This window comes from Burkholderia sp. RS01 (assembly GCF_039748055.1).
Taxonomy (GTDB): Bacteria; Actinomycetota; Actinomycetes; order Actinomycetales; family Micrococcaceae; genus Arthrobacter.
Map to the genome: position 1 here is coordinate 34,521 of NZ_JBDLAK010000013.1, position 21,442 is coordinate 55,962.

Genomic DNA, 21,442 nt, shown 5'->3' on the forward strand with positions numbered 1-21,442 from the left:
GCGCGTAGCCGGCCGACAAAGACCGGACCGGGGCAGGCAGATGGGGCCCGCCCCGGTCCACCAACTGCAACCAAATTGATGCGTGCGCCATGGTGAACGCTTCCCCGTACAAAGGATAGGAATGACAATATGGGCACCATCGCACGGGAAGAGGGAGTGCCGCCATGCTGGATCTAATGCCTTCTCTGAGCGGCTGGCGCCCGGCGGTGTCCGGCGAGCGGTGTGCCGTGGCCACCATCGTTGCGGCCAGCGGCTCGGTACCGCGCCCGCCGGGGACGTCCATGCTGGTTTCCGAAACGGGAAGGATCCTGGGCAGCCTGTCCGGCGGCTGCGTTGAGGGGGCCGTGGTTCAGTCGGCACTCGAAGTGATGGCCGACGGCGGCAGCCGCCTCGAGCATTTCGGCTACAGTCGCGAGGACGCGTTCGCCGTCGGGCTCACCTGCGGCGGTGAGCTGGAGGTCCACATCCAGCCGCTGGGATCGGCCCCGGGCGGCCTCCGGCTGGAGAACCTGCAGGCGCTCACCGGCCACGGACCCGACGGCGCACTGGCCCTGATCCGGCGGGTGGACGCCCGCGGGGGCGGCGCCGTCGTGATCCCCGATCCGGTAACCTTCCGGGTGGCCTCTTCCGCGGAACTCGCGGCGCTACTGGGACTGAACCATGTTGGCGCCCCGGCGGCCGGGCGGCAGATGCTGGCGGCCGCTGCCCAGCTGGAACCGCTGCTGCGCGGCGGCCGGACCGGACTGGTGCGGCTCGCCCCGCCGGAGGGCTGCCTTCCGGCGGCCGGCACCTCGGCCCCCGACTCGTTCCACGCCGCGGCAACGTCCGGTGAAGGTTCGGTTGTAGTTTCCGGCACGGATTCCGGCACAGCCGTGCCACAAAACGACGGCACCGGCCCGGAGCCGGCCATGCTGCTCGTGGAGAGCAGGCTGCCTGCGGCCCGTTTGCTGGTCTTCGGGGCCAACGACTTCGGCGCCGCGCTGCTGCCTACCGCAAAGCTGCTCGGCTACCGCGTCACGCTCTGCGACGCCCGCCCCGCGTTCTCCGGACAGGACCGCTTCGCCGCCGCGGATGACGTCGCCACCGACTGGCCGCACAGGTATCTCGCCGCCGAAGCCTCCGCGGGCCGGGTGGACGCGAGGACCGTGATCTGCGTGCTCACCCACGACCCCAAATTCGACATCCCGCTCCTGAGGACCGCACTCGGCCTGGACGTCGCGTTCGTCGGAGCGATGGGCTCGCGGCGCAGCCACCGGCAGCGCGTCGATGCCCTGCTCGAGGCGGGCGTGACCCCGGCACAACTGGCCCGGCTGCATTCACCGATCGGCCTGGATCTCGGGGCCGTCACGCCGGCCGAAGTGGCGGTCTCCATTACCGCGGAGCTCATCGCTGCCCGCAGTGGCTCCGCGGCCTGCCCGCCGCTCAAAGACGGCACCGGTCCCATCCACCGCCTTCCCGCCGAGCCCCGCTTCCCCTCTGAACAAAGCCTCTTCGCCGAACCGCGCCGCCCTTCCGGGCCGCGCCTCAGCACAGAGCCGCGCCCCGGCACCGCATCAGCCCGCCAGGAGACAGCATGGACATGAACACCATTGAGGCCGTGGTCCGCACCACGGACCCTGCCGACTGGCGCGACGGCGACGCCTGGCTCGCCGGCGGCACCGTGCTCTTTTCCTACGGCAGCACCGCCTTCGGCCCGGAGCCGCTCCGGCGCCTGCTGGACCTCGGCTCGGCCGGCTGGCCCGCAGTCACGGTGACAGATGCGGGCATCGAGCTCGCCGCCACGTGCACCGTTGCCGAGCTCTACGCACTGCCGGACACGCTGGCCGGATCACCGAATGCCGGATCAGTGACCGCAGAGTCACCGGCACCCGGATCACCGGCACCGGCCCCCGACTGGCCCGGCCTGGACCTCATCCGCCCCTGCTGCGACTCCTTCGTGGCGTCTTTCAAGGTGTGGAACATGTCCACGGTGGGCGGAAACCTGTGCACCTCACTCCCCGCCGGCCCCATGATCTCGCTCTGCGCCGGACTGGACGGCACCGCCACGGTGCTCAGCCCGGACGGCTCCAGCCGGGAGCTGCCGGTGGCGGAGTTCATCACCGGAGACGGGCAGAACGCCCTGGCACCAGGCGAGCTGCTGCGCAGTGTCAGCCTCCCGGCGTCGGCCCTGTCCTCGCGGGTGGCGTTCCGCCGGCTGTCGCTGAGCAACCTCGGCCGCTCGGGGGTGCTGCTGATCGGAACGCTCGACGGCTGCGGGCACCTGACGCTCACTGTCACGGCCGCGACGAAGCGGCCCGTGCAGCTGCGCTTCGGCTCGGCGCCGGACGCGGAGGACCTCGCAGCCGCGCTGGACGGGGCCATCCCGGACAGCCTGTACCACGACGACATTCACGGCCTGCCGGCCTGGCGGCGCGACATGACGTACCGCCTGGCCGGGGAGATCCGGGACGAGCTGGACACCCGGACGGGCGGGATGCCCTCCCGTGTGTCCGGCGATTTCTGGCCGCCACAGAGTCCGCGGCGGGAATCCACGCCGCAGGAAGGGGCCTGATCATGGCCATCGACATCAACGGCGCAGCGGTGGACACCCCGCCGCGCCCCGGCCAGTGCCTGCGCACGTTCCTGCGCGAACAGGGCAACCTCGGCGTCAAGAAGGGCTGCGACGGCGGGGACTGCGGAGCCTGCACCGTGCACGTTGATGGCACGCCCGTGCACAGCTGCATCTATCCGGCCGTGCGCGCCGACGGCCACGCAGTCACCACCATCGAGGGCCTCGCCGGAACCGCGGCCGAAACCACGGCCGGCATCGGCGGCGCAACCGACGGCCGCGCCGCCGGCGCCACGGCCGGCGCCGCGCTCCATCCGATGCAGCAGCAGTTCCTGGACCGGCAGGGCTTCCAGTGCGGTTTCTGCACCGCCGGCATGGTGATGACGGCCGCCACCTTCGGTGACTCCCAGAAGGAGAGCCTGCCCCGCAGCCTGAAAGGAAACCTGTGCCGCTGCACGGGGTACCGGGCCATCGGCGACGCCGTGTGCGGCCACGAGGGCCACCCGGATCCCGCCGGGCCGGGCTCGGGCATCGCCGGCGAAGGCCAGCCCGCGCCGCAGCCCGGCCAGCTGGGCGACGACGTACCCGCCCCCGCCAGCCGGGCCGTGGTGACCGGCCAGGCCCGCTACACGCTGGACGTCCCGGCGGAGGAATTGCCCGGACTGCTTCACCTGAAGCTCGTGCGATCGCCGCACGCCCACGCCCGGGTGCTGTCCATCGACAAGTCCGCGGCCCTGGCAGTCCCCGGCGTCGTAGCCGTCCTCACCCACGAGGATGCGCCGGCCCAGCTGTTTTCCAGCGCCCAGCACGAGCTCTACACCGACGACCCCGACGACACCCGGGTGCTGGACACCGTGGTGAGGTTCCGCGGGCAGCGCGTTGCCGCCGTCGTGGCCGAGTCCGTGGCCGCGGCCGAGGCGGGCGTCCGCGCCGTCCGGGTGGACTACGAAGAACTCCCCGCCGTGTTCACGCCGCAGGATGCCACCAGTCCCGGGGCGCCCGCGCTCCACGGCGACAAGGACGCCGGCGCCGCACGGATCGCCCGGCCGGACCGGAACATCGTGGCCGAGTTGCACTCCGAACTGGGCAGTGTCCGGGACGGGTTTGCGGCGGCGGACTTCGTCCACGAACAGACGTACCGGACCCAGCGCGTGCAGCACGTGGCGTTGGAGACGCACGCGTCCATCGCCTCGGTGGACGACGCCGGCAGGCTGCAGGTGCGCACGTCCAGCCAGGTCCCGTTCCTCGTGCGGCGCACGCTCTGCCGCGTGTTCGGCCTGCCGGAGGAACAGGTCCACGTGGTTGCCGGACGCGTGGGCGGCGGCTTCGGCGGGAAGCAGGAGGTGCTGACGGAGGACATCGCGGCGCTCGCAGCCCTGAAGCTGGGGCGCCCGGTGCAGCTGGAGTTCACGCGCACCGAGCAGTTCACCGCCAGCACCGTCCGCCACCCGTTCACCATCAAGCTCAAGGCCGGCGCCGGCAGCGATGGCAGGCTGACGGCGCTGCAGCTGGACGTCCTCACGAACACCGGCGCCTACGGCAACCACGCACCCGGCGTCATGTTCCACGGCTGCGGCGAATCGCTCGCGGTCTACAAATGCGCCAACAAGAAGGTGGACGCCCTCGCCGTGTACACCAACACGGTGCCCTCCGGCGCGTTCCGGGGCTACGGCCTGAGCCAGATGATCTTCGCCATCGAATCGGCCATGGATGAGCTGGCCCTCGGCATCGGCATGGACCCCCTGGAGTTCCGCCGCCGCAACATGGTCCGCGAGGGCGATGACATGCTCTCCACGCACTCCGAGCCCGAAGAGGACGTCCATTACGGCAGCTACGGGCTGGACCAGTGCACGCGGCTGGTGCAGGACGCCCTGGAACGGGGCCGTGAACGCTACCGGTCCGCCGGGCTGGACGATCTCGGGCCGGACTGGGTCACGGGGGAGGGCACGGCGCTGTCCATGATCGACACCGTGCCGCCGCGGGGCCATTTTGCACATTCGAAGCTCAGGCTCCTTGCGGACGGCACGTACGCCGCCGACGTCGGGACCGCCGAATTCGGCAACGGGACCACCACCGTGCACGCACAGCTCGCGGCGACGGCACTGTCCACGGTGGCCGCCCGGGTCGCGGTCCGGCAGTCTGACACGGACCTAATCGAGCACGACACCGGCGCCTTCGGCTCCGCCGGAACCGTTGTGGCGGGCAAGGCAACGCTGGGCGCCGCCGAGGAACTTGCCGTCCGGATCCGGGCCTTCGCCGCCGGCAGCCGGCAGATCCAGGCATCGGGCTGCGTGCTCGACGGCGACGCCGTGGTCTGCGAGGGAACCCGGGTGCCGCTGACGGAACTTTACGACGCCGCCAGCCGGGCCGGCGTCGAACTCGCCGCCGAGGGGCGCTGGGGCGGGACCCCGCGATCGGTGGCCTTCAACGTCCATGGGTTCCGGGTCGCCGTGAACACCGGAACAGGGGAACTGAAGATCCTGCAGAGCGTCCAGGCGGCGGACGCCGGCGTGGTGGTGAACCCGCGGCAGTGCCGCGGCCAGATCGAGGGCGGGATCGCGCAGGCACTGGGCGCCGCGCTCTATGAGGAGGTCAGGCTGGACGACGCCGGACGCGTCACCACCGACATCCTCCGGCAGTACCACATCCCCTCCTTCGCCGATGTGCCGCGCAGCGAGGTGTACTTCGCCGACACGAACGACAAACTCGGGCCGCTCGGGGCAAAGTCCATGAGTGAGAGCCCGTTCAACCCGGTGGCTCCGGCCCTGGCGAACGCCATCCGCCACGCCACCGGGGTGCGGTTCGCCGAGCTGCCCATCGCCCGGGACAAGATTTACCTGGGCCTGAAGGAAGCCGGTCTGGTCCCCGCCACCAAAGCGTCCGCGCCGCCAAACGCAACGCGGGGTCACTTAGCGCCCAATGAACCGCGTCAAACGGGCGCTAAGTGACCCCGCGTTGGGGTTCCCCACATATAGTCGTGGGATGGAACAGCGCATTTTAGGCAAGACCGGACGGAACGTTTCCGTCGTAGGACTCGGCACCTGGCAGCTCGGCGCCGACTGGGGGAACGTGGATCCGGCGCAGGCGCAAGCCATCCTCGCCGCCTCGGCTGAAGCGGGGGTGACGTTCTTCGACACGGCTGATGTCTACGGGGACGGCCGCAGCGAACAGGCCATCGGCGCGTTCCTGGCGGACAACCCTGGGCTGGGCATCACGGTTGCCACCAAGATGGGGCGCCGGGCGGAACAGCGCCCGGAGAACTACAACCTGGCCAACTTCCGCGAATGGACGGACCGTTCCCGCCGCAACCTGGGGACCGACTCCCTGGACCTGGTCCAGCTGCACTGCCCGCCCACGTCCGTCTACAGCAACGCCGAGGTGTATGACGCCCTGGACACCCTCGTCGCCGAGGGCGCCATCCGGAACTACGGCGTCAGCGTGGAACGTACAGACGAAGCACTGGAAGCGATCAGCCACGCCGGCACGGCGTCGGTGCAGATCATCCTGAACGCGTTCCGGCTTAAGCCGCTGGACGAGGTCCTCCCCGCCGCAAAGGACGCGGGCGTGGGAATCATCGCCCGCGTGCCCCTCGCGTCCGGCCTGCTGTCCGGCAAGTACACCAAAGACACCTCGTTCGCCGCGGACGACCACCGCAACTACAACCGCAGCGGCGGCGCGTTCGACGTCGGAGAGACGTTCTCCGGCGTCGATTACGAGCTCGGGCTCAAGGCGGTTGCCGAGTTCGAGCAGCTGGTGCCCGAGGGGGCCGGCACCGCGCAGGCAGCCATCGCCTGGATCGCCGCGCAGGACGGCGTGACTTCGGTAATCCCCGGTGCCCGGAACGTGGAGCAGGCACGGTCCAACGCGGCCGCGGCCGGAATAACCCTGGACGCGGAGTTCAACGAGGGCGTGGCCTGGATCTACGACCACTACTTCCGCGAGGCGATCCACCCCCGCTGGTAGCTGCAACGCGGGGTCACTTCCGGCCCAATCCGGGGCCGCTATGGGGCGATATCTGACCCCGCGTTGCTGTGGCGGGCGGGGTCAGTCCAGCAGGTGCAACTGGTCCAGGGTGTCGATGTCCGCGCCGCCGGACTCATCGCCCCCGGTCTGCGCTCCGCAGTCCACCAGGTCGATCAGCCCCGGGTGGGCCTGCAGGAATTGCCGCGCTCCGGCGTCGCCCGTTGCCGACTCCGCCGCGCCGGCGCGGAGCGTGGAGTCGAGCAAAAGCGGGTGCCCGCGCCGGAGCTTCCCTGCCGCATCCGGGTAGGCCGCGGCCGTCACCCGGCCGGGCCGGTGCGTCCTGAGCAGGCGGGCCACAGTGTCCGGTGTCAGCCCCGGCTGGTCAACAAGAGCCACGAGCACGTTGTCCCCGGGCCGGGCGCAGGAGAGCCCCAGCCTCAAGGAGCTGCCCATGCCGCCGGCCCAGTCCGCGTTCTCCACGACGGTGTGCCGGCCCAGATCGGTGGCGGCGCGGACGGTGCCGGCGGCCGCGCCAAGGACGATCACCACTTCACGGCAGCCGCCGTCGACCAGCACGTCCGCCAGCACCTCAACGAGCGTGCGGCCGCGGAAGGGCAGGAGCGCCTTCGGACCGAGTCCCAGCCTGGTTCCGGCGCCCGCTGCCAGCAGGACAGCCGTGGTGGCAACCGTCGGGGAATCTGACATGTGCACCACCTTAGGGGACTTTGCTGGGGGCCGACGGACGGGCCCCGCCATGGTGCCGCCGGAAAACTACCGATTAGTAGGGGTGGCTACTTCGGTTAATGGCCGCTAACGTCGTAGACGTCGTGTTGGCAATTGGGGGTCACAGACGGCTGCAATGGCGCAGCCCAGAAGGAGCATAGATGGCAGGCACATTCGAAATACTGAGCGAAGGCAAGGGGGCATTCCGGTTCCGGCTCACGGCGGAGGATGGCGCCGTGGTTGCGGTTTCACCCAGCTTCCCGAACATCAAAGCAGTGGTCGCAGGCATCACCGCGGTGCGGGAAAACGCTGCGACCGGTTTCATCGTTGACCGTCGCCCGGGGCTGAGCTCAACGTAAATCGAACGCGCACCCCTGCCGGGCCGCGGGGGGCCCCCACGGGAGGGGGGGGACCGCCGTCGCTGGTTGCGGGGAGCGTGCACTCCGCCGGTTGAGCCTGCCGGGACCAGGTTTCGGCAGGCTCAACCAGCAGCGGTCAGGACTCGCCGCCGGCTCCGCCGGTGGTGCCCGCGTTGACGTCGAGGAGCTTGTAGCGGTCCATCGCATACGCAGGCACTCCGCCGTCCACCTCTCCCCTGGCCGCGAGCAGCTGCAGGGTTTTCACCACGATCGAGTGGGTGTCGTTCTTGAAGAAGCGGCGTGCGGCGGCGCGGGTGTCGGAGAAGCCGAAGCCGTCGGCGCCGAGGGAGGCGAACTGGTGGGGCAGGAACTGGCGGATCTGGTCCGGGACGGCCTTCATGTAGTCGGAGACCGCCACGACGGGACCCTGGGCGTCTGCCAGTTGCTGGGCCACAAAGGGGACCCGGGCCGGTTCGCCGGGGTTCAGGAACGCCTCTTCCTCGGCGGCCAGGCCGTCGCGGCGGAGCTCGTTCCAGGAGGTGACGGACCAGACGTCCGCGGAGACGCCCCAGTCCTCTGCCAGGATCCGCTGCGCGTCCAGGGCCCACGGCACCGACACGCCGGAGGCCAGGATCTGGCTCTTGGGACCTTCAGCGCCCGACGCTGATACGCGGTAGATGCCTTTCAGCACGCCGTTGACGTCGAGGTTCTCGGGTTCGTTTGGCTGGGTGATCGGCTCGTTGTACACCGTGATGTAGTACATGAGGTTCCGGTCCGTGGCCGAACCGGCCGTCCCGCCGTCGGGGTGTTCACCGTACATGCGCTCGAGTCCGTCCCGCACGATGTGGCCCATTTCGTAGCCGTAGGCGGGGTCGTAGGTGACCACGGCCGGGTTGGTGGAGGCAAGCAGCGGGGAGTGGCCGTCGGCGTGCTGGAGTCCTTCGCCGGTGAGGGTGGTCCGTCCTGCGGTGGCGCCGATGATGAAGCCGCGGCTCATCTGGTCGGCTGCGGCCCAGAAGGCGTCGCCGGTGCGCTGGAAGCCGAACATGGAGTAGAACACGTAGACCGGGACCAGCGGCACGCCGTGGGTGGCGTAGGCGGTTCCGGCGGCGGTGAACGCCGCAACGGCGCCGGCTTCGTTGATGCCGGGGTGGATCAGCTGGCCCTGGGCGGACTCCTTGTAGGCCAGGACCAGGTCCCGGTCCACGGACAGGTAGTTCTGGCCTCCCGGGTTGTAGATCTTGGCGGTGGGGAAGAACGCGTCCATGCCGAAGGTCCGTGATTCGTCCGGCACGATGGGAACGATCCGGTGACCGAACTTCTTGTCGCGGAGAAGGTCCTTCAGGAGCCGCACAAACGCCATGGTGGTGGCGGCCTGCTGCTTGCCCGAACCGCGCTTGGCCACCTCATAGGTCTTGGCCTCAGGCAGTTCAATGGCCGCGTGGTTGGGACGGCGCTCGGGCGTATAGCCGCCCAACGCCGCGCGCCGCTCAAGGAGGTAGGCGATCTCGGGTGCGTCCGCGCCGGGGTGGTAGTAGGGCGGGCTGTAGGGGTCCTCCTCCAGCCGGGCGTCGGAAATCGGAATCCTTAAGTAGTCCCTGAATTCCTTGAGGTCGTCGAGGGTGAGTTTTTTCATCTGGTGGGTGGCGTTGCGGCCTTCGAAGTGCGCGCCGAGTCCGTAGCCCTTGACCGTTTTGGCCAGGATCACGGTGGGCTTGCCCTTGAATTCGGTCGCGGCCTTGTACGCGGCGTAGACCTTGCGGTAGTCGTGGCCGCCGCGCTTGAGGTTCCAGATCTGGTCATCGGTCAGGTCCGCGACCATGTCCTTGGTCTGCGGGGTCTTGCCGAAGAAGTGTTCGCGGACGAACCCGCCGGATTCGGCCTTGTAGGTCTGGTAGTCCCCGTCCGGGGTTTCGTTCATGATCTTCACCAGCGACCCGTCGGAGTCGCGGGCGAGCAGGTCATCCCATTCCCGGCCCCAGACCACCTTGATCACGTTCCAGCCCGCGCCGCGGAAGAACGCCTCGAGTTCCTGCATGATCTTGCCGTTGCCGCGCACCGGCCCGTCCAGGCGCTGGAGGTTGCAGTTGATCACGAAGTTCAGGTTGTCCAGGTTCTCGTTCGCGGCGAGCTGGAGCAGGCCGCGGGACTCGGGCTCGTCCATTTCGCCGTCGCCCAGGAACGCCCAGACCTGCTGCTCCGCGGTGTCTTTCAGGCCGCGGTTGTGCAGGTACCGGTTGGACTGGGCCTGGTAGATCGCGTTCATCGGCCCGATGCCCATCGAGACGGTGGGGAATTCCCAGAACTCCGGCATCAGCCGCGGGTGCGGGTAGGAGGAGAGCGCGTGCCCGGCCTTGGACTTTTCCTGCCGGAACCCGTCCAGGTCCTGCTCGGTGAGCCGGCCCTCCATGAACGCCCTCGCGTACATCCCGGGGGAGGCGTGGCCCTGGAAGAAGACCTGGTCCCCGCCGCCGGGGTGGTCCTTGCCGCGGAAGAAGTGGTTAAAGCCGACCTCGTACAGCGTCGCGGCCCCGGCGTAGGTGGAGATGTGCCCGCCCACCCCGATCCCGGGCCGCTGGGACCGGTGCACCATCACGGCCGCGTTCCAGCGCATGTACGCCCGGTACCGGCGTTCGAACTCCTCGTTGCCCGGGAACTCCGCTTCCTGGTCCGCCGGGATCGTGTTCACATAGTCCGCGGTGGTGACCATCGGAACCCCGACGCTCTGGGCGCCGGCACGCTGCAGGAGACTGCGCATGATGTATTGGGCACGCTCGGTGCCCTGTTCCCTGATCAGCGAATCCAGGGACTCAACCCACTCGGCGGTCTCTTCCGGATCACGATCAGGCAGCTGGTTAGTCAACCCGCTGAGGATATGGGAGGTATCTTCTCCTGCAGCCACGGCAGCCTCGTTTCATCTTTGAATGTTGGGCTCATGTTTTCGTATTGTGAGAAAGCATTCTTGCCATTCGAGATTAGGCACTAAAGGATTGGCCGGTCAAGGCGGGCGGCCCGGGCGTGCCCCAATTGGGGCTTCCCGGAGGCTGGGTGCCGATTGTGACCGCCCGGCGCAGCAAATCAACCTTGACGCCGGGGTGACCTAGGTCATACAGTAATTCCACTCTTCAAAAGCTAATTTCCACAACGCGGAATCAGCTACCCGGAAGCTCAGCCTTCCGCCCTCAATCCTTCCCCAGAACTGGAGAAACCAGATGCAGACGACCCCATCAGTCGGCGTCGAAACGGCTCCCGCCCCGACAGCGCTGTCGGGCAAGCCGGTCCATCCCGCCACGGGCATCGACGCCCTCTGCGAGGCGGCCAGCACCGCCTCGGGCCACGACATCAGCCCCACGCTTTACAACGCCGACCTCGCTCCCACCAAGCGGCACGGACGCCGCTGGACCGGCTACAGCATCTTCACCCTGTGGGCGAACGACGTCCACAGCCTCGGAAACTACGCGTTCGCCGTCGGCCTCTTCTCCCTCGGCCTCGGCGGCTGGCAGATCCTCATGGCCCTGGCCATCGGCGCCGTCCTTCTCTTCGCGCTGCTCAGCTTTTCCGGCTTCATGGGCCAGAAGACCGGCGTTCCCTTTCCGGTCATGAGCCGGATCAGCTTCGGGATCCGCGGCGCCCAGCTGGCCAGCCTGCTGCGCGGCGCCGTCGCGGTGGCCTGGTTCGGCATCCAGACGTTCCTGGCGTCGGTGGTGCTTCGGGTGATGCTCGTGGCCATGGTCCCGTCCCTGCATGAACTGGACACCAACTCCATCCTCGGCCTGTCCACGCTGGGCTGGATCGCGTTCGTTGCGCTGTGGATCGTGCAGCTGGTGATCGTCAGCTTCGGCATGGAGATGATCCGCAAATACGAGGCGTTCGCCGGTCCCATCATCCTGCTGACCATGGTCCTGCTGGCCGTCTGGGTCTTCATCGAGGCCCACGGCGCCATCCAGTGGACCGGCATCAGGGGTCTTGAAGGCGGCGACATGTGGCGGACCATCTTCGCCGGCGGCGCCCTCTGGGTGTCCATCTACGGAACCTTCGTCCTGAACTTCTGCGACTTCACCCGCTCGGCCAAGTCCAGGAAATCGATCGTCCGCGGCAACTTCTGGGGCATCCCGATCAACATGCTCCTGTTCGGCGCCATCGTGGTGGTCCTGGCCGGCGGGCAGTACAAGATCAACGGCACCATCATCGAAACGCCGTCGGACATCGTCGAAAGCATTCCCAACACCCTCTTCCTGGTGCTGGCCTGCCTCGCGATCCTCATCCTGACCATTGCCGTGAACCTGATGGCCAACTTCGTCGCCCCCGTCTACGCCCTCACCAACCTGTTCCCCAAGCACCTGGACTTCCGCAAGGCGGCCTGGGTCAGCGGCACAATCGGTCTGGTCATCCTGCCGTGGAACCTCTACAACAACCCGCTGGTCATCGTGTACTTCCTCGGCGGACTCGGTGCCCTGCTCGGCCCGCTGTTCGGCGTGGTCATGGCCGATTACTGGCTGCTCCGCCGCGGCAAGGTCAACGTCCCCGAGCTGTACAGCGACAACCCCGGCGGTGCGTACTTCTACAAGAAGGGCGTGAATCCCAAAGCGATCACCGCGCTCCTGCCGGCCTCCGCCGTCGCGATCCTCATCGCCTTCGTCCCGGCACTCGAGGCAGCAGCCCCGTTCGCCTGGTTCTTCGGCGCGGGCGTCGCCGCCCTGACGTACTACCTGATCGCCGACCACAAGCAGCAGTTCGAGGACGTCGACGGCGAGTCCATCGCCGTCGCGAGCACCCACTGACCGCAGCCCGCACGCATCCCAGGAGGACAACTTGCGCATTCTCGTCGCCAACGTCAACACCACCCGGTCCATGACCGACTCCATCGCCGCGCAGGCCCGCAGCATCGCGGCGCCCGGCACCGAGATCATCGGGCTCACGCCGCGCTTCGGCGCGGATTCCTGCGAGGGCAACTTCGAAAGCTACCTGGCCGCCATTGCCGTGATGGACCGCGTGGTCAGCTACCCGGAACCGTTCGACGCCGTCATCCAGGCAGGGTACGGGGAGCATGGCCGGGAGGGACTCCAGGAGCTGCTGGATGTGCCCGTCGTCGACATCACCGAGGCCGCGGCAAGCACTGCCATGTTCCTCGGCCACAAGTACTCCGTGGTCACCACCCTTGACCGTGCCGTGCCGCTCATCGAAGACCGGCTGAAGCTGGCCGGCCTCGACGCCCGGTGCGCGTCGGTGCGGGCCAGCGGCATGGCAGTCCTGGAGCTTGAGGAAGAACCCGGGCGCGCCGTCGAGGCAATCATCGAACAGGCCCTGCTTGCCGTCCGGGAGGACAAGGCCGAGGTGATCGTCCTGGGCTGCGGCGGCATGGCCGGACTCGACGAGCAGATCCGGCAGCGGGCCGGAGTTCCGGTGGTGGACGGCGTGGCGGCCGCGGTGACCATTGCGGAATCGCTCGTCCGGATGCGGCTGTCCACGTCCAAGGTCCGGACTTACGCCACGCCCCGGCCCAAGACCGTCATAGGCTGGCCACTGATGGGGGCGGATGTTCACGCCACCCAGTAAGCCGGCCCAGCAAGCCGGCCACTAGGCCAGGAACCAGCAGGAGTACCGCATGACCACCACGCCAAAGCCCGGACCCGTCGCCGTCGTCACCGGGGCCGGTTCCGGCATTGGCCGGGCGGTGGCCCGCCAAATGCTCGCGGGCGGTTACCGCGTGGCCCTGGCCGGCCGCCGCGAGGCGCAGCTGCTCGAAACGGCAGGCGGCCACCCGGACGCACTGGCGGTGCCGTGCGACGTCACCGTGCCCGACGACGTCGAGCGCCTTTTCGCTGCCGCCCTCCAGCGGTGGGGGAGGGTGGACGTGCTGTTCAACAACGCGGGCGTGTTTGGCCCGGCGGCGTCGGTGGATGAGATTACGCTCGCCGGCTGGGAAGCCACCGTTGCCGTGAACCTCACCGGATCGCTGCTGTGCGCCGGTGCGGCTGTCCGCGCCATGAAGGCGCAGACTCCGCAGGGCGGCCGGATCATCAACAACGGATCCATCTCGGCGCATTCACCGCGGCCGCGGACCGTGGCCTACGCCGTCACCAAGCACGCCATGACAGGCCTGACCAAGAGCATCGAGCTTGACGGCCGCGGCTTCGGCATCACCTGCGGCCAGATCGACATCGGCAATACCGCCACCGAAATCATGGACACCATCGGCGCCGGCTCGGGCGCGCTCCAGGCGGACGGCACCCGCAAAGTCGAGCCCATGTTCCCCGTGGAAGACGCCGCCCGGGCGGTCCTGATGATGGCCGGCATGCCGCCATCGGCCAGTGTGGGCTCCGTGGTCATCACGGCTGCCGGCATGCCCTTCATCGGCCGCGGCTAACAGCACTCCCCACCGTTTCCGCTACGTCTTCGGACCTCCGCACACTGGATCCCCGCGCGGATGCCCGGAGGCGCAGCGGATTTTTGCGTGCCCAAAATCGGTTCGCCTTTTCCGTAGTGTGGAAAGTGTTTATCCCCTTGCGGAATAATGTGAGCGGGGTTACTTTGGAATTAGACCCCGATTTCCGGGGCTGTCCCCGATTGAATAGGTACAGATCAATGAAGATCCCAGATTCCGCGGCGCTGAAGGCGAGTTCGGCGCCGTCGAAGAAGAAGCCCCTGTACAGGTCGCTCTTCTTCCAAATTCTGATCGCCGTCGTGGCAGGTGTTCTCATAGGGCATTTCTGGCCGGACCTAGGCGCTCAACTGAGGCCGCTAGGTGACGGCTTCATCCAGCTCATCAAAATGATCATCGCGCCGCTGATCTTCCTGGTGATCGTCACCGGAATCTCAGCCGTAGGCGACGTCAAGGCGGTCGGAAGGGTAGGAGTCAAAGCACTTCTGTACTTCACAGCGGCCACGCTTTTCGCCCTGGTCTTTGGCCTGGTTGTGGGCAACATCGTCCAGCCGGGAGCCGGCCTGAACATCGACCCGAGCACCCTGTCGCAGGAGGCGGTCGACGCCAAGACCGGCCACGCCGTGCCCAAGGATGCCGCATCCTTCATCCTGGACATCATTCCCACCAGCGTCATCGGAGCCTTCGCCAGCAACAGCCTGCTGCAGGTCCTCTTCTTCTCGGTCTTTTTCGGGGCGGCCATCGTCGTCATCGGCCGCGAGCGCTGCATGCCGGTTGTCAGCCTCATGGAGACCGTCCTGGAACTGATCTTCAAGATCATGTCCTGGATCATGAAGGTGGCCCCGATCGGCGCGTTTGGCGCGATGGCGTTCATCATCGGCCAATACGGGCTGGACACCCTCGGAACCTACGCCCAGCTCATCGCCGCCTGCTACGGCGCAGCCCTGGTCTTCATCGGGCTCCTGTTCCTCGTGGCGTGGGGCTTCGCCCGCGTCCCGCTGTGGCAGTTCCTCAAGTACACGAGGGAGGAGTTTCTCCTGGCCCTCGGCACGGCGTCCACCGAGGCCGTCATGCCGCGCATCATGACCAAGCTGACCAACGCGGGCTGCTCCCGGGCCACCACCGGCCTGGTGGTTCCCACTGGCTACTCGTTCAACCTCGACGGCGCCGCGATCTACCTTTCGATTTCCCTGCTGTTCCTGGCCCAGGCATTCGGCCACCACCTTGACCTGGGGCAGCAGCTCGCGGCACTGGGTGTCCTCCTGCTGACGTCCAAAGGCATGGCCGGCGTCCCCGGATCCTCCTTCCTGGCCCTCTCCGCCACCGCGGCAGCCCTCGGGATCTTCCCGGTTGCCGGCGTCGCCCTCCTCCTGGGGGCCGACCGCCTGATGGACTCGATGCGCGTGGTGGTCAACCTGCTGGGCAACTGCGTGGCCACCTTCGTGGTCTCCAAGTGGGAAGGACAGTTTGACCGTGACGTCATGGTCCGGGCCTTCAAGGGCGAGATCACCAACCACGATTCGGCGATCATGCTCGGCGTCGAGGACGACTTCGAGGACCAGGAACTTGAACGGATCAGCGGCGGCGGCCAGCCGTCACCCAAGTTCCGTGGCGGCCCGACCGCCGACCAGATCCCCGAGTTCCAGATGAGCAAGCCGTCGGCGGCCATCAACCACGAATAGCTGCACGGCGCTGCGGCCACAGCCTCCAGCTCGTAGCCCGCGACACTCCGCCCCGACTATCCCGGGGCGGAGTGTCACGCGTTAAGGCGACGACAGGCCGTGGCTACAGGGGCAGCAGCGCCGACAGGTCGGCGCGGAGTCCGGAGGCAGCCACCCGTCCGCCCCCGACGGCGTCCGCCCAACTCAACGTGCCGGTCACCATCGCAAGCCAGGTGGCGGCGTCGCACTCGATGACGTTCGGCGGCGTGCCTCGGGTATGGCGCGGGCCTTCGACGCACTGGGTGACGCCGAACGGCGGGACCCGGACCTCGACGGAGTTGCCGGGTGCCCGGGCGGTGACTTCCTCGAGCGAGTAGCGCACCGCCGTCGCAATCACGGACCGGGGGACCTCCGGTGCGGCGGTACCTGCGCCGGTACCCGCAGCGGAAGGTGCGGCGGAACCTGCAGCCGGCGGCGTGCCGGCGGCCGACCATTGGGCCACGGCCGCTCGGCCCTCTTCGGGGTCAATCCGGCGTCGGGAAACAGCCAACGTCCTGGCACCTCCACATCGATTTTCTTCCGTCATTACCCTACGCCACAGGCTCCGGAACCCGGCTGTTTCGCCCTCCGGCCCGGCGCCTGGCCCGCGTAGGGCGGCCAGGTTAGGGGCCTAGTCCAGCAGGGCCGAAACGGCGTGCCCCAGGCGGATCCTGCCCACCGGCCGGCCGCCGCCGAGGACGGGCTCCACCACCTTTTCCAGCACACTGGACACGCCTGGAATATCCACGGCGCCGGCGGCGGCCAGCAGCGTCAGGCCGATCAGCGACGTGGCACGCAGGTTTCCGTCCAGCACCTTCACCGCCACTGATACGCCCTGCGTCGTGGCCATGACCAGGATGCCCTCCGCGCCGATCTTGGCAATGACGTCCAGCTCCTCCATCACGATGGTGTTGGCCTCACCCCTGCCCTGCACGGCCCACGGGTAGTCCAGCATCGACGTGGCGATCGTGGCTGCCCGGGCGTTGGAATTCTTGTCGCCGGGCGCCTTCGCCAGCTTGGAGTAGGCGCGGGCCAGGCCGGTCAGCGAAATCGCGGCCACGGGGGCGCCGCAGCCGTCGATGCCCAGGTGCGCGATGTTCTCGCCCGAATACTCCTCGATCACGGTGCGGATGCGCTGCTGCAGGGGGTGGTTAGGCTCCAGGTAGCTGTGCGTGTCCCAGCCGTTTTCGGTGCAGGCCCACAGGAACGCGGCGTGCTTGCCGGAGCAGTTGTAGGCCAGCCTGGACTTGCCCTTCTCGGAGCGGGTGAGCCACGTTCGCGCTGTCTCGTCCTGCGGCCAGGCGGCCGGGCACTGAAGCTGCTCCTCCTTAACGCCGGCGGCTTTCAGCATGCCCTCCACCACGTCCATGTGGTCCAGCGAGCCGGTGTGGGAGGCGCAGGCGAGGGCCACCTGGGCACCCCGGAGCGGAACGCCGGACTGCATTGAGGCCAGGGCCTGCAGCGGCTTCAGCGTGGAGCGGGCAAGGATGGGGGTGGTGATGTCGCCGAGCTGGGTGACCACCATGCCGTCCGCGGCCAGGACCACTGCTGCTCCGATGTGCCGGGATTCGACGAATCCGCTCCGTTCCACAACCGCGAGTTCGACGGCGGACTCCACAGAGAACGTGGCATGCGAATTTAGTGGCATAGCCCAAGTCTATGGTGCCGGATTCGCATTCCCGGGACCCGTCAGGGGCCGGTCCGCCCCTACTCCACGGTGACCATGACGGACTGCCAGCCGGAAGCGCCATCGGGCACCGGATCCGCCCTTTTCTCCGTCTGGACCTCGCCCGTGCCGTCCGTGGCACGCACCCTGATGTAGTGCGAGCCGGGCTTGGCGTCCCAGTCGAAGGACCATTGCCGCCACGTCACCACGGAGGCCTCGTCAGACAGGACGGCCGGTGCCCACCCGGCGCCGTCGATCTGGACTTCCACCTTGGTGATGCCCCGGGTCTGGGCCCACGCCGTGCCGCCGATCGCCACCCGCCCGGCGGGCACCACGGCGAAGGACTTGGGTACTTCCACCCGGGCCATGGTCTTGATGGGGCCCCGCTCGGACCAGCCGCGCTGCGTCCAGTACGCCTTGCTGTCCGCAAAGCGCGTCACCTCCAGGTCCACCACCCACTTGGTCGCGGAGACGAAGCCGTACAGCCCTGGCACCACCATGCGGACGGGGTAGCCGTGCTCCAGCGGCAGCGGCTCGCCGTTCATGCCGATGGCGAGCATGGCGTCGCGGCCATCCTGCAGGACCTCCAGCGGAGTCGACGCGCTGAACCCGTCGATCGACGTGGAGAGCACCATGTCCGCGCCGTCCTTGGGCCGGGCACGCTTGAGGACTTCGCGGATGGGCAGCCCCAGCCATTTGGCGTTGCCGGCGAGGTTGCCGCCCACGGGGTTGGAGACGCAGGTGAGGGTCACATGGGACTCGATCAGGTCGGCGTCGAGCAGGTCCTGGAACGTGAGCCGGACCTCCTGTTCCACGAGGCCGTGCACGCGCAGTTCCCACTCGTCTGCGTTGATTTCGGGAACGCTCAGCGCCGTATCGATCCGGTAGAAGTCGCCGTTCGGCGTGAGCCAGGGCGTGACGCCGGGCACCGCGGACTGCACCCCGGCGGGCACCGCGGCCGCGGCCTTGCCCGGCGACGGCAGCCGGAGCGACCCGCGGGCCTGCGCCACGTTGCTGCGCGCAGCGCTCAGCAAACGGCCGCCGGTCGCGGCCATCCCGGCGGCCACGGCGGTCAGGCCGGTTGCCGTGAAGAATGCCCGCCGGGTGGTTGCGGGCCGGTCCGGAAGCTTCGCCGCGACGTCGGCCGGGGCCTCGGGAAAGGGCCTCATCCGCCACAGCCGGGAGACCGGGAGCCGCAGCATGATGAGTCCGGCCACCGTTCCGAGGAGCGTCGGCACGGCATCCACCGGCTTGACGCTGGCCCGGGTCACCACGCTGGCCACGATGATGGCGCCCATCAGCAGCACTCCGGCCACACCCAGCGACCACTTGCGGTAGGCCACCACGCCCAGCACGCACGCCAGCAGGAAAATGGTCAGGCCCATGCCCACGAACAGAGCGGCCTTGTCATTCGTGCCGAACGTGGCGATCGCGAAGTCCTTCATCCACGGCGGCGTGAAGTCGATGAACGTGGAGCCCAGCGCGATGACGGGGGTGGCCCGCGCCGTAAAAAACGCGCCGATCAGTTCCGCGACGGAAAGTACGACGGCGGCAGCCGCTACGCCGGCCAGCGCCGCCAATGGGGCGGGGCCCTTGAGCCACTTCGTGAGCTTCTTCATGCCCGTTGTTCGTAGCGGCGGGTCCGGGGGATTGTTCCAGGCGGCGGGAAGCACGGACGGGGGCCGCCGGCCGGGCCCGACACAGCTTAGGAGCCAGCCCTCTCCACGAAGTACGCTTGGAGACTGTGAAGGTACTCGTCATTGGCCCCGGCGGCCGCGAACACGCCATTGTCCGCTCCCTGCTTGCAGATCCCAACGTTTCCGAAGTCCATGCGGCTCCGGGCAACGCCGGCATCAGCAAGCTTGTCCCAACGCACGCCATTGACGGGAACGATCCGGAGGCCGTGGCGGCGCTGGCCACCCGGCTGGACGTCGACCTGGTGGTCGTCGGGCCGGAAGCGCCCCTCGCCGCCGGCGTATCCGATGCCGTCCGTGCCGCGGGCATTCCCGTGTTCGGGCCCAGCAAGGCAGCAGCCCAGCTCGAGGCCTCCAAGGCCTTTGCCAAGCAGGTCATGGCCGAAGCCGGCGTGCCCACCGCCATGGCGCTCGTGGCGGGCAACGCCGAGGAAGCTGCAGCGGCCCTGGACACCTTCGGCGCACCCTACGTCGTCAAGGATGACGGCCTGGCCGCGGGCAAGGGCGTGGTGGTCACCAACAACCGCGACGAAGCCCTCGCCCACGCGCAGAGCTGTTTCGACGCCGGCGGCACCGTGGTGATCGAGGAATTCCTGGACGGCCCCGAGGTTTCCGTGTTCGTCCTGTGCGACGGCCGCAACACCGTTGCCCTGTCCCCGGCACAGGACTTCAAGCGCATCTACGACAACGACGAAGGCCCCAACACCGGCGGCATGGGCGCCTACACGCCGCTGGAGTGGGCTCCGGAAGGCCTCGTCCAGGAAGTCATCGACCGCGTGGCCCAGCCCACCGTGAACGAGATGGGCCGCCGCGGCACCCCCTTTGTGGGCGTCCTGTTCGTCGGCCTCGCGCTGACGTCCCGCGGCACCCGCGTCATCGAATTCAACGTCCGTTTCGGCGATCCCGAAACCCAGGCCGTGCTGGCCCGGCTCAAGACGCCGCTCGGTGCCCTGCTCCTGGCAGCTGCCAAGGGCGAACTGGACAAGGCAGAAGAGCTGCGCTGGTCCAAGGACACCGCAGTCGCCGTCGTCGTGGCGTCCGAAAACTACCCCGACACCCCGCGGACCGGCGACCGCATCCGCGGCCTCAAGAAGGTGGACGAGCTGGACGGCGTCCACGTGATCCACGCCGGGACCAAACTCGACGACGAAGGCAAGGTGGTTTCCGCCGGCGGACGCGTGCTCGCGGTGGTGGCGCTGGGCTCCGACCTCGTCGAAGCCAGGGAAAGGGCGTACGACGGCGTGGAGCTGGTTCAGCTGGACGGCGCCCAGTTCCGTTCGGACATCGGCGGCAAGGCCGCCCGCGGCGAAATCAAGGTGGCGTCTGCTGCCGCGGCCCCGTCGGCTGCCAAGGCCGGCTCCACTCCTAAAGAAAAGGCATGACAGTGGCTGAACTTGAGGGCAACGGCAGCGAGTCCAGGCGCGGCCTGGACACCGCGCCCCCTGAGCTTCCGGGCTGGAACCACGTCTATTCGGGCAAGGTCCGCGATCTGTACGTCCCGGTGGACGAGTCCATCACCGAGCAGTTCGGGCAGGACTGCGTGCTGGTGGTGGCCAGTGACCGCATCAGCGCCTACGACCACGTGCTTAGCAGCGAAATTCCGGACAAGGGCCGCATCCTCACCCAGCTGAGCCTCTGGTGGTTCGACCAACTGGAGGTCGAGCACCATGTGCTGGCCTCCTCGGTGGCAGACGGGGTTCCCGCCGCCGTGGAAGGCCGGGCCATGATCTGCAAGAAGCTGGAGATGTTCCCGGTCGAATGCATTGCCCGCGGCTACCTCACCGGCTCCGGCCTCGTGGAGTACCGGCAGTCCGGCACGGTGTGCAACATCCCGCTGCCGGCAGGGCTGGTGGACGGTTCCCGCCTGGAGAAGGCCATCTTCACGCCGTCCGCGAAGGCCGAGGTGGGCGAGCACGACGAAAACATCACCTACGATGCCGTCGTGTCCATGGTGGGCGACGACATCGCCGCGCGCCTGAGCGAGCTGACCCTGAAGATCTACACCAAGGCCGAGCGGACCGCCCGCGACCGCGGCATCATCCTGGCGGACACCAAGGTGGAATTCGGCTACGACGTGGTGACCGGCGCCATCACGCTGGGCGACGAGGTCCTGACGCCCGACTCCTCGCGGTTCTGGGACGCCGCCACGTACGAGCCCGGCAAGGCCCAGCCCTCCTACGACAAGCAGTATGTCCGTGACTGGCTGACCTCGGCCGAGTCCGGCTGGGACAAGGCCTCGGACACGCCTCCGCCGGCCCTACCCGCGGACGTGGTGGAGCGCACGCGGGCCCGCTACGTCGAAGCGTTCGAGAAGCTGACCGGCCGGACGTTCCAGTAGCGGCAGCTCTTATGTAGCGGCCGCCTCCAGCAGGCCAACGAAAAGGCGCCCCCGGGATCCGTTCGCGGC

General features: G+C 68.4%; 16 protein-coding genes. 11 read left to right on the plus strand and 5 right to left on the minus strand.

The window, feature by feature from the left end:
* The first annotated feature begins 176 nt into the window (after window positions 1-176).
* From ABFP37_RS13360 to ABFP37_RS13375, 4 genes are read left to right on the plus strand one after another with little or no spacing between them, the layout of a single operon-like run.
* The gene (locus ABFP37_RS13360) at window positions 177-1,583 is read left to right on the plus strand and encodes an XdhC family protein (protein WP_347033872.1); all 1,407 of its coding nucleotides are present in this window, start codon (window positions 177-179) and stop codon (window positions 1,581-1,583) included.
* Window positions 1,574-2,551, plus strand: coding sequence for an FAD binding domain-containing protein (locus tag ABFP37_RS13365; protein ID WP_347033873.1), 978 nt, complete (start codon window positions 1,574-1,576; stop codon window positions 2,549-2,551). Before ABFP37_RS13360 ends, ABFP37_RS13365 begins: the two co-directional genes overlap by 10 nt.
* Before the next feature lie 2 nt (window positions 2,552-2,553).
* A complete protein-coding gene (locus tag ABFP37_RS13370; RefSeq protein ID WP_347033874.1) occupies window positions 2,554-5,496 on the plus strand; it encodes a molybdopterin cofactor-binding domain-containing protein in 2,943 nt (980 codons plus the stop codon).
* Window positions 5,497-5,530: 34 nt separating this feature from the next.
* Window positions 5,531-6,511 carry an aldo/keto reductase gene (locus ABFP37_RS13375; RefSeq protein ID WP_347033875.1) on the plus strand — a complete coding sequence of 327 codons (981 nt, stop codon included), beginning with the start codon at window positions 5,531-5,533 and terminating at the stop codon, window positions 6,509-6,511.
* Window positions 6,512-6,592: 81 nt separating this feature from the next.
* Here ABFP37_RS13375 and nboR read toward each other — a convergent pair whose 3' ends face one another.
* Window positions 6,593-7,216 (minus strand): nicotine blue oxidoreductase, encoded by a 624-nt coding sequence (gene nboR, locus ABFP37_RS13380; RefSeq protein WP_347033876.1) that lies wholly within the window; start codon window positions 7,214-7,216, stop codon window positions 6,593-6,595.
* Between the two features lie 179 nt (window positions 7,217-7,395).
* Here nboR and ABFP37_RS13385 point away from each other — a divergent pair, with 179 nt between their 5' ends.
* Window positions 7,396-7,593 (plus strand): DUF1508 domain-containing protein, encoded by a 198-nt coding sequence (locus ABFP37_RS13385; RefSeq protein ID WP_347033877.1) that lies wholly within the window; start codon window positions 7,396-7,398, stop codon window positions 7,591-7,593.
* Between the two features lie 136 nt (window positions 7,594-7,729).
* Here the strand turns inward: ABFP37_RS13385 and aceE are convergent, their stop codons facing one another.
* The gene (gene aceE, locus ABFP37_RS13390; RefSeq protein WP_347033878.1) at window positions 7,730-10,456 is read right to left on the minus strand and encodes a pyruvate dehydrogenase (acetyl-transferring), homodimeric type; all 2,727 of its coding nucleotides are present in this window, start codon (window positions 10,454-10,456) and stop codon (window positions 7,730-7,732) included.
* A 349-nt stretch (window positions 10,457-10,805) separates the two neighbouring features.
* Here aceE and ABFP37_RS13395 point away from each other — a divergent pair, with 349 nt between their 5' ends.
* From ABFP37_RS13395 to dctA, 4 genes are all read left to right on the plus strand, one after another.
* On the plus strand, window positions 10,806-12,374 hold the full coding sequence (locus ABFP37_RS13395; RefSeq protein WP_347033879.1) for an NCS1 family nucleobase:cation symporter-1: 1,569 nt from the start codon (window positions 10,806-10,808) through the stop codon (window positions 12,372-12,374).
* A 31-nt stretch (window positions 12,375-12,405) separates the two neighbouring features.
* Window positions 12,406-13,149, plus strand: coding sequence for an aspartate/glutamate racemase family protein (locus ABFP37_RS13400; RefSeq protein ID WP_078026568.1), 744 nt, complete (start codon window positions 12,406-12,408; stop codon window positions 13,147-13,149).
* A gap of 49 nt (window positions 13,150-13,198) precedes the next feature.
* The gene (locus tag ABFP37_RS13405) at window positions 13,199-13,960 is read left to right on the plus strand and encodes an SDR family oxidoreductase (RefSeq protein ID WP_347033880.1); all 762 of its coding nucleotides are present in this window, start codon (window positions 13,199-13,201) and stop codon (window positions 13,958-13,960) included.
* A gap of 218 nt (window positions 13,961-14,178) precedes the next feature.
* Window positions 14,179-15,657, plus strand: coding sequence for a C4-dicarboxylate transporter DctA (dctA, locus tag ABFP37_RS13410; RefSeq protein WP_078026566.1), 1,479 nt, complete (start codon window positions 14,179-14,181; stop codon window positions 15,655-15,657).
* Between the two features lie 103 nt (window positions 15,658-15,760).
* Here the strand turns inward: dctA and ABFP37_RS13415 are convergent, their stop codons facing one another.
* From ABFP37_RS13415 to ABFP37_RS13425, 3 genes are all read right to left on the minus strand, one after another.
* Window positions 15,761-16,186 carry a sterol carrier family protein gene (locus ABFP37_RS13415; RefSeq protein ID WP_078026565.1) on the minus strand — a complete coding sequence of 142 codons (426 nt, stop codon included), beginning with the start codon at window positions 16,184-16,186 and terminating at the stop codon, window positions 15,761-15,763.
* Between the two features lie 120 nt (window positions 16,187-16,306).
* Complete coding sequence (locus ABFP37_RS13420; protein ID WP_078026564.1) at window positions 16,307-17,323, minus strand: asparaginase; 1,017 nt, start codon at window positions 17,321-17,323, stop codon at window positions 16,307-16,309.
* A gap of 59 nt (window positions 17,324-17,382) precedes the next feature.
* On the minus strand, window positions 17,383-18,960 hold the full coding sequence (locus ABFP37_RS13425) for a molybdopterin-dependent oxidoreductase (RefSeq protein ID WP_347033881.1): 1,578 nt from the start codon (window positions 18,958-18,960) through the stop codon (window positions 17,383-17,385).
* 125 nt (window positions 18,961-19,085) lie between these two features.
* On the opposite strand from ABFP37_RS13425, the gene purD reads away from it, so the two are divergent.
* Both purD and ABFP37_RS13435 read left to right on the plus strand, forming a co-directional pair.
* The gene (gene purD, locus ABFP37_RS13430; protein WP_347033915.1) at window positions 19,086-20,417 is read left to right on the plus strand and encodes a phosphoribosylamine--glycine ligase; all 1,332 of its coding nucleotides are present in this window, start codon (window positions 19,086-19,088) and stop codon (window positions 20,415-20,417) included.
* Complete coding sequence (locus ABFP37_RS13435) at window positions 20,414-21,373, plus strand: phosphoribosylaminoimidazolesuccinocarboxamide synthase (RefSeq protein WP_347033882.1); 960 nt, start codon at window positions 20,414-20,416, stop codon at window positions 21,371-21,373. Before purD ends, ABFP37_RS13435 begins: the two co-directional genes overlap by 4 nt.
* Window positions 21,374-21,442 lie beyond the last annotated feature (69 nt).